Source organism: Streptomyces sp. NPDC058279 (assembly GCF_042881255.1).
GTDB lineage: Bacteria > Actinomycetota > Actinomycetes > Streptomycetales > Streptomycetaceae > Streptomyces.
Genome location: NZ_JBHVYA010000011.1, coordinates 184,782 through 190,965 on the forward strand (window position 1 = coordinate 184,782; position 6,184 = coordinate 190,965).

The 6,184-nt window shown below is 71.3% G+C and carries 5 protein-coding genes; 2 read left to right on the top strand and 3 right to left on the bottom strand.

Annotation, left to right across the window (positions count from 1 at the left end; all coding sequences use genetic code 11):
* Window positions 1–49 precede the first annotated feature (49 nt).
* The 3 genes from tyrS to ACFVXJ_RS21870 are packed head-to-tail and all read right to left on the bottom strand — an operon-like array spanning window position 50 to window position 4,289.
* Complete coding sequence (gene tyrS, locus ACFVXJ_RS21860) at window positions 50–1,315, bottom strand: tyrosine--tRNA ligase (RefSeq protein WP_389663873.1); 1,266 nt, start codon at window positions 1,313–1,315, stop codon at window positions 50–52.
* Window positions 1,316–1,365: 50 nt separating this feature from the next.
* Window positions 1,366–2,766, bottom strand: coding sequence for a metallopeptidase TldD-related protein (locus tag ACFVXJ_RS21865; RefSeq protein ID WP_389663875.1), 1,401 nt, complete (start codon window positions 2,764–2,766; stop codon window positions 1,366–1,368).
* Complete coding sequence (locus tag ACFVXJ_RS21870; protein WP_389663877.1) at window positions 2,766–4,289, bottom strand: TldD/PmbA family protein; 1,524 nt, start codon at window positions 4,287–4,289, stop codon at window positions 2,766–2,768. The genes ACFVXJ_RS21865 and ACFVXJ_RS21870 overlap by 1 nt, the downstream gene beginning before the upstream one ends.
* A gap of 185 nt (window positions 4,290–4,474) precedes the next feature.
* Here ACFVXJ_RS21870 and fabG point away from each other — a divergent pair, with 185 nt between their 5' ends.
* Both fabG and fabI read left to right on the top strand, forming a co-directional pair.
* The gene (fabG, locus tag ACFVXJ_RS21875) at window positions 4,475–5,194 is read left to right on the top strand and encodes a 3-oxoacyl-[acyl-carrier-protein] reductase (protein ID WP_389663879.1); all 720 of its coding nucleotides are present in this window, start codon (window positions 4,475–4,477) and stop codon (window positions 5,192–5,194) included.
* A gap of 5 nt (window positions 5,195–5,199) precedes the next feature.
* Window positions 5,200–5,970, top strand: a complete 771-nt coding sequence (fabI, locus tag ACFVXJ_RS21880) for an enoyl-ACP reductase FabI (RefSeq protein ID WP_389663881.1) — start codon at window positions 5,200–5,202, stop codon at window positions 5,968–5,970.
* Window positions 5,971–6,184 lie beyond the last annotated feature (214 nt).

The window sequence follows — 6,184 nt, forward strand, 5'->3', positions numbered from 1 at the left end:
GGCCGGCCGGACCGAAGTCCGTACCGGCCCCGTCGCGCACGCCGGGACGTCAGCCGGCGACCTCGACCGCCGCGAGGTTCTTCTTCCCGCGGCGCAGCACGAGCCAGCGACCGTGCAGCAGGTCCGCCGAGGCCGGTACCGCGTCCTCGGCGGTCACCTTCACGTTGTTCACGTAGGCGCCGCCCTCCTTCACGGTCCGGCGGCCGGCGGACTTGCTGGCCACCAGCCCCGTCTCCGCGAACAGGTCGACCACCGGGCCCAGCTCGGCGACCTTCGCGTGCGGCAGCTCCGACAGGGCCGCGGCCAGCGTCGCCGGGTCCAGGTCGGCCAGCTCGCCCTGGCCGAACAGCGCCTTCGAAGCGGCGATCACGGCGGCGCACTGATCGGCGCCGTGCACCAGCGTCGTGAGCTCCTCCGCCAGCGCCCGCTGCGCGGCCCGCGCCTGCGGCCGCTCGGCGGTCTGCGCCTCCAGCTCCTCCAGTTCCGCACGGGACTTGAAGGACAGGATCCGCATGTAGCCCGAGATGTCCCGGTCGTCCACGTTCAGCCAGAACTGGTAGAACGCGTACGGCGTGGTCATCTCCGGGTCGAGCCAGACGGCCCCGCCCTCGGTCTTGCCGAACTTGGTGCCGTCCGCCTTGACCATCAGCGGGGTCGCCATCGCGTGCACCTGCGCGTCCGGCTCGACCCGGTGGATCAGGTCGAGGCCGGCCGTCAGGTTGCCCCACTGGTCGGAGCCGCCCTGCTGGAGCGTGCAGCCGTGGCGCCGGTACAGCTCCAGGAAGTCCATCCCCTGGAGCAACTGGTAGCTGAACTCCGTGTAGCTGATGCCCTGGTCGGACTCCAGCCGCTTGGCGACCGAGTCCTTCGTCAGCATCTTGTTGACGCGGAAGTGCTTGCCGATGTCCCGCAGGAACTCGATGGCGGACATGCCCGCCGTCCAGTCCAGGTTGTTGACCAGGACCGCCGCGTTCTCGCCCTCGAACGAGAGGAACGGCTCGATCTGCGAGCGCAGCCGGTCCACCCACTGCGCGATGACCGCCGGATCGTTCAGGGTGCGCTCGGCGGTCGGACGCGGGTCCCCGATCTGGCCGGTGGCCCCGCCGACCAGCGCCAGCGGCCGGTTCCCGGCCAGCTGGAGCCGGCGCATGGTCAGCACCTGCACGAGGTGGCCCACGTGCAGCGAGGCCGCGGTGGGGTCGTAGCCGCAATAGAACGTGACGGGACCGGCCGCGAACGCCTTGCGCAGCGCTTCTTCGTCGGTGGACTGGGCGAACAGCCCGCGCCACTTCAATTCGTCGACGATGTCCGTCACGGTCTTCCGACTCCTTCGAATGATGGGATTGCCGTCTCAGTCTATGGGGGTCAGACCCCCTTGCTGACCGAGCTCATGTTGAAGTCCGGGATCCGCAGGGCCGGCATCGCGGTGCGGGTGAACCAGTCGCTCCACTCGCGCGGGAGGGTCTTCTCGGTCCGGCCGGCCTCCGTGGCCCGCGACAACAGGTCCACGGGCGACTCGTTGAACCGGAAGTTGTTGACCTCGCCGAGGACCTCGCCGTTCTCCACCAGGTACACGCCGTCCCGGGTCAGGCCCGTGAGCAGCAGCGTCGCCGGATCGACCTCGCGGATGTACCAGAGGCAGGTGAGCAGCAGCCCCCGCCCCCGGTGGCCGGTGCCCGCCACCATCTCCTCCAGGGACTTCTCGCCGCCCGCGTCCAGGATCAGGTTCCCGAAGCCGGGGGAGAGCGGGAGCCCGGTCAGGGCCGCGCTGTGCCGGGTCGTGGTCAGCCGGGCGAGCTCGCCCCCGCTGATCCACTCCGTGGGCGGGACCGGCAGCCCGTTGTCGAACACCGAGGCGTCGTCGCCGGAGCTGTGCGCGATCACGAACGGCGCGGACTCCAGGCCCGGCGCGTTCGGGTCGCTGCGCAGCGTCAGCGGCAGCTCCGACAGCCTGTCGCCGATCCGGGTGCCGCCGCCGGGCTTGGAGAAGACCGTCCGGCCCTCCACCGCGTCCCGGGCCGCCGCCGACCACATCTGGTAGATCAGCAGGTCCGCCACCGCCGTCGGCGGCAGCAGGGTCTCGTACCGCCCGGCCGGCAGGTCGAAGCGGCGCTCCGCCCAGCCCAGGCGTACGGCGAGCTCCGCGTCCAGCGCGGTCGGGTCCACGTCCTTGAAGTCCCGCGTGGCGCGGCCGGCCCACGCCGAGCGCTGCCGGTCCGGCGACTTCGCGTTCAGCTCCAGCGTGCCGTTCGGCTGGTCGTGCCGCAGCCGCAGCCCGGTGGAGGTGCCGACGTAGGTGGAGACCAGCTCGTGGTTGGCGAACCCGTACAGCTCACGGCCGCCCGCGCGGGCCCGGGCGAACGCCTCGCCAAGCGCCGGGGCGAAGTCCGTGAACACCGCGGAGGAGGTCTCGGCCGGGGCGTCGGTGAAGTCCGGCGCCGCCGGGGTGCCGGTGATCAGGGGCTGGGCGTCCTCCGCCGGCGCCGCGTTCCGCGCGGCCGCCTCGGCGGCCCGCACCAGCGGCTCCAGATAGTCCGCGGTCACGGCGGAGCGCGACACGACCCCCGAGGCCGTGCCCTCCTTGCCGTCGACCGTCGCGATGACCGTCAGCGTCCGGCCGCGGGTGACGCCGTTGGTGGTGAGCGCGTTGCCCGCCCAGCGCAGGTTGGCCGTCGACTGCTCGTCGGCGATGACGACGCACCCGTCGGCGGTGGACAGCTCCAGGGCCCGCTCGACGATCTCGTGGGGCTTGGTACGAACCGACATCAGCGTCCGGCCTCCTGGGTCGTGTTCAGGATGTTCACGTCACGGAACAGCGCGGACGGGCAGCCGTGCGACACGGCCGCGACCTGTCCCGGCTGTGCCTTGCCGCAGTTGAAGGCGCCGCCCAGCACGTACGTCTGAGGACCGCCGACCTTCTCCATCGAGCCCCAGAACTCGGTGGTCGTGGCCTGGTACGCCACGTCGCGGAGTTGCCCGGCCAGCCGCCCGTTCTCGATGCGGAAGAACCGCTGCCCGGTGAACTGGAAGTTGTAGCGCTGCATGTCGATCGACCAGGAGCGGTCGCCGACCACGTAGATCCCGCGCTCCACCCCGCCGATCAGGTCCTCCGTGGACAGGCCGCCGGGATCGGGCCGCAGCGATACGTTCGCCATCCGCTGCACCGGCACGTGGCCCGGCGAATCGGCGAACGCGCAGCCGTTGGAGCGCCCGAGCCCGGTCAGCTTCGCGATCCGGCGGTCCAACTGGTAACCGACCAGGGTGCCGTCCTTGACCAGGTCCCAGCTCTGCGCCTCGACGCCCTCGTCGTCGTAGCCGACGGTGGCCAGGCCGTGCTCCGCCGTGCGGTCACCGGTCACGTTCATGATCGAGGAGCCGTACTTCAACTCGCCGAGCCGGTCGAAGGTGGCGAACGAGGTCCCGGCGTACGCCGCCTCGTAGCCCAGCGCCCGGTCGAGCTCGGTGGCGTGCCCGATGGACTCGTGGATGGTGAGCCACAGGTTGGACGGGTCCACGACCAGGTCGTAGCGCCCGGCCCGCACGCTCGGCGCCCGCATCTTCTCGGCGAGCAGCCCGGGGATCCGCTCCAGCTCCGCGTCCCAGTCCCAGCCGGTGCCCGTCAGGTACTCCCAGCCGCGGCCGGCCGGCGGGGCGATGGTGCGCATCGAGTCGAACTCGCCGGTGGAGGCGTCGACGGCGACCGCGGTGAGCTGGGGGTGGATCCGAACCCGCTGCTGGGTGGTGGAGGTGCCGGAGGTGTCCGCGTAGAACTTGTTCTCGTGGACGGCGAGCAGCGAGGCGTCGACGTGCGTCACGCCCTCGGCCGCCAGCAGTCCTGCGCTCCACTCCGCCAGCAGGGCCGCCTTCTCGGCGTCCGGCACGTCGAACGGGTTCACCTCGTAGGCGGAGATCCAGGTCCGGTCGGCGTGCACCGGCTCCGCGGCCAGCTCCACCCTCTCGTCGGAACCCGCCGCCTTGAGCACCTGGGCCGACAGCTTGGCCATGGCCACGGCCTGCGAGGCCACCTTGGCGGCGCCGTCCATGGTCAGGTCCACACCGGAGGCGAAGCCCCAGCTGCCGCCGTGCACCACGCGCACCGCGTAACCGAGGTCGGTGGTGTCCGAGGTGCCGGAGGGCTTGGCGTCGCGCAGCCGCCAGGAGGCGCTGCGGATCCGCTCCAGCCGGAAGTCGGCGTGGTCGGAGCCCAACGCGCGCGCCCGCGCGAGCGCCGCGTCGGCGAGCGCCCGCAAAGGCAGCGCGGTGAAAGCCGCGTCGATGGAATGGGGCACGGAATTCCTCCCGGGGTCGGGGCCGGTCGCCCCGATCATGTCGCGCCCGGGGCCGTTGTGCACACTTCTTTCTGTAGAGACTCCACAGACGCTGCGGCAAGGCCCTGTCGGGCCCCGATTCTCCTTATCCGGGCCGGGACCGATAGGTTTTTGCCCATCACACAGCTAAGCGAAAGGGTGATCCGTTGAGCCGCTCGGTTCTCGTCACCGGAGGAAACCGGGGCATCGGCCTCGCCATCGCCCGCGTCTTCGTGGAGGCGGGCGACAAGGTCGCGATCACGTACCGGTCCGGCGAGCCACCGCAGGAGCTCACCTCCCTGGGCGTCCTGGCGGTCCGCTGCGACATCACCGACTCCGAGCAGGTGGAGCAGGCTTACAAGGAGATCGAGGACAAGCACGGCGCGGTCGAGGTGCTGGTGGCCAACGCCGGCATCACCAAGGACACCCTGCTCATGCGGATGTCCGAGGAGGACTTCGCGTCGGTCGTCGACACGAACCTCACCGGCACGTTCCGCGTCGTGAAGCGGGCCAACCGCGGGATGCTGCGCGCCAAGAAGGGCCGCGTCGTCATGATCTCCTCGGTCGTCGGCCTGCTCGGCGCGGCCGGCCAGGCCAATTACGCCGCCTCGAAGGCCGCCCTCGTCGGTTTCGCCCGCTCGCTCGCCCGTGAGCTCGGCTCCCGCAACATCACCTTCAACGTCGTCGCCCCCGGATTCGTGGACACCGACATGACGAAGGTGCTCACCGACGAGCAGCGCGCGGTCATCATGCAGCAGGTCCCCCTCGGCCGCTACGCGCGGCCCGAGGAGGTCGCGTCGGTCGTGAGCTTCCTGGCGTCCGAGAACGCCGCGTACATCACCGGAGCCGTCATTCCCGTAGACGGCGGATTGGGCATGGGTCACTGATCACCATGAGTGGAATTCTCGAGGGCAAGCGCATCCTCGTCACGGGGGTGCTGATGGAGTCGTCCATCGCCTTCCACGCCGCGAAGCTGGCCCAGGAGCAGGGCGCCGAGGTCATCCTGACCGCCTTCCCGCGGCCGACGCTGACCGAGCGCATCGCCCGCAAGCTGCCGAAGCCGGCGAAGGTGATCGAGCTCGACGTCACCAACGACGAGCACCTGGCCCGTCTGGAGCAGCTCGTCCGCGACGAGCTCGGCGGTCTGGACGGGGTCGTGCACTCCATCGGCTTCGCGCCGCAGGACGCCCTGGGCGGCAACTTCCTGAACACCCCGTTCGAGTCGGTCGCCACCGCCATGCACGTCTCGGCGTTCTCGCTGAAGTCGCTCACCATGGCCTGCAAGCCGCTGTTCCCGCACGAGGGCGCGGCCGTCGTCGGCCTGACCTTCGACGCGCAGTTCGCCTGGCCGCAGTACGACTGGATGGGGCCGGCCAAGGCCGCGCTGGAGGCCACCAGCCGTTACCTGGCTCGTGACCTGGGCAAGGAGAACATCCGCTGCAACCTGGTCTCGGCCGGCCCGATCGGCTCCATGGCGGCGAAGTCCATCCCGGGCTTCTCCGACCTGGCGGACGTGTGGAACTCCCGCTCCATGCTGGAGTGGGACATGAACGACCCGGAGCCGACCGGCCGGGCCATCGTGGCCCTGCTGTCCGACTGGTTCCCGAAGACCACGGGCGAGATCGTCCACGTGGACGGCGGCCTGCACGCCATGGGCGCCTGACCTTCCGCGTCGGAGCCCATCGGTTCGGCCCATCGGTTCGGCCCATCGGTCCGGCCCGTCGGCTCGGCTCGTCAGTCCGGCCCGTTACGTCCGTACGGCGGTGGGGGGGGGGGGCCCGCGGGGGGGGGGGGGCCCCCCCGGGGGGGGCGGGGGGGGGGGGGGGTTTCAGGGGGCGGGGCGCCCGGGCGGGCGGGGGCTGGGGCGGCGGCCGGCG

Coding starts and splice junctions, on each gene's coding strand:
- fabI (WP_389663881.1), top strand. CDS start 5,200: ATGAGTGGAATTCTCGAGGGCAAGCGCATCCTCGTCACGGGGGTGCTG.
- ACFVXJ_RS21865 (WP_389663875.1), bottom strand. CDS start 2,766: ATGTCGGTTCGTACCAAGCCCCACGAGATCGTCGAGCGGGCCCTGGAG.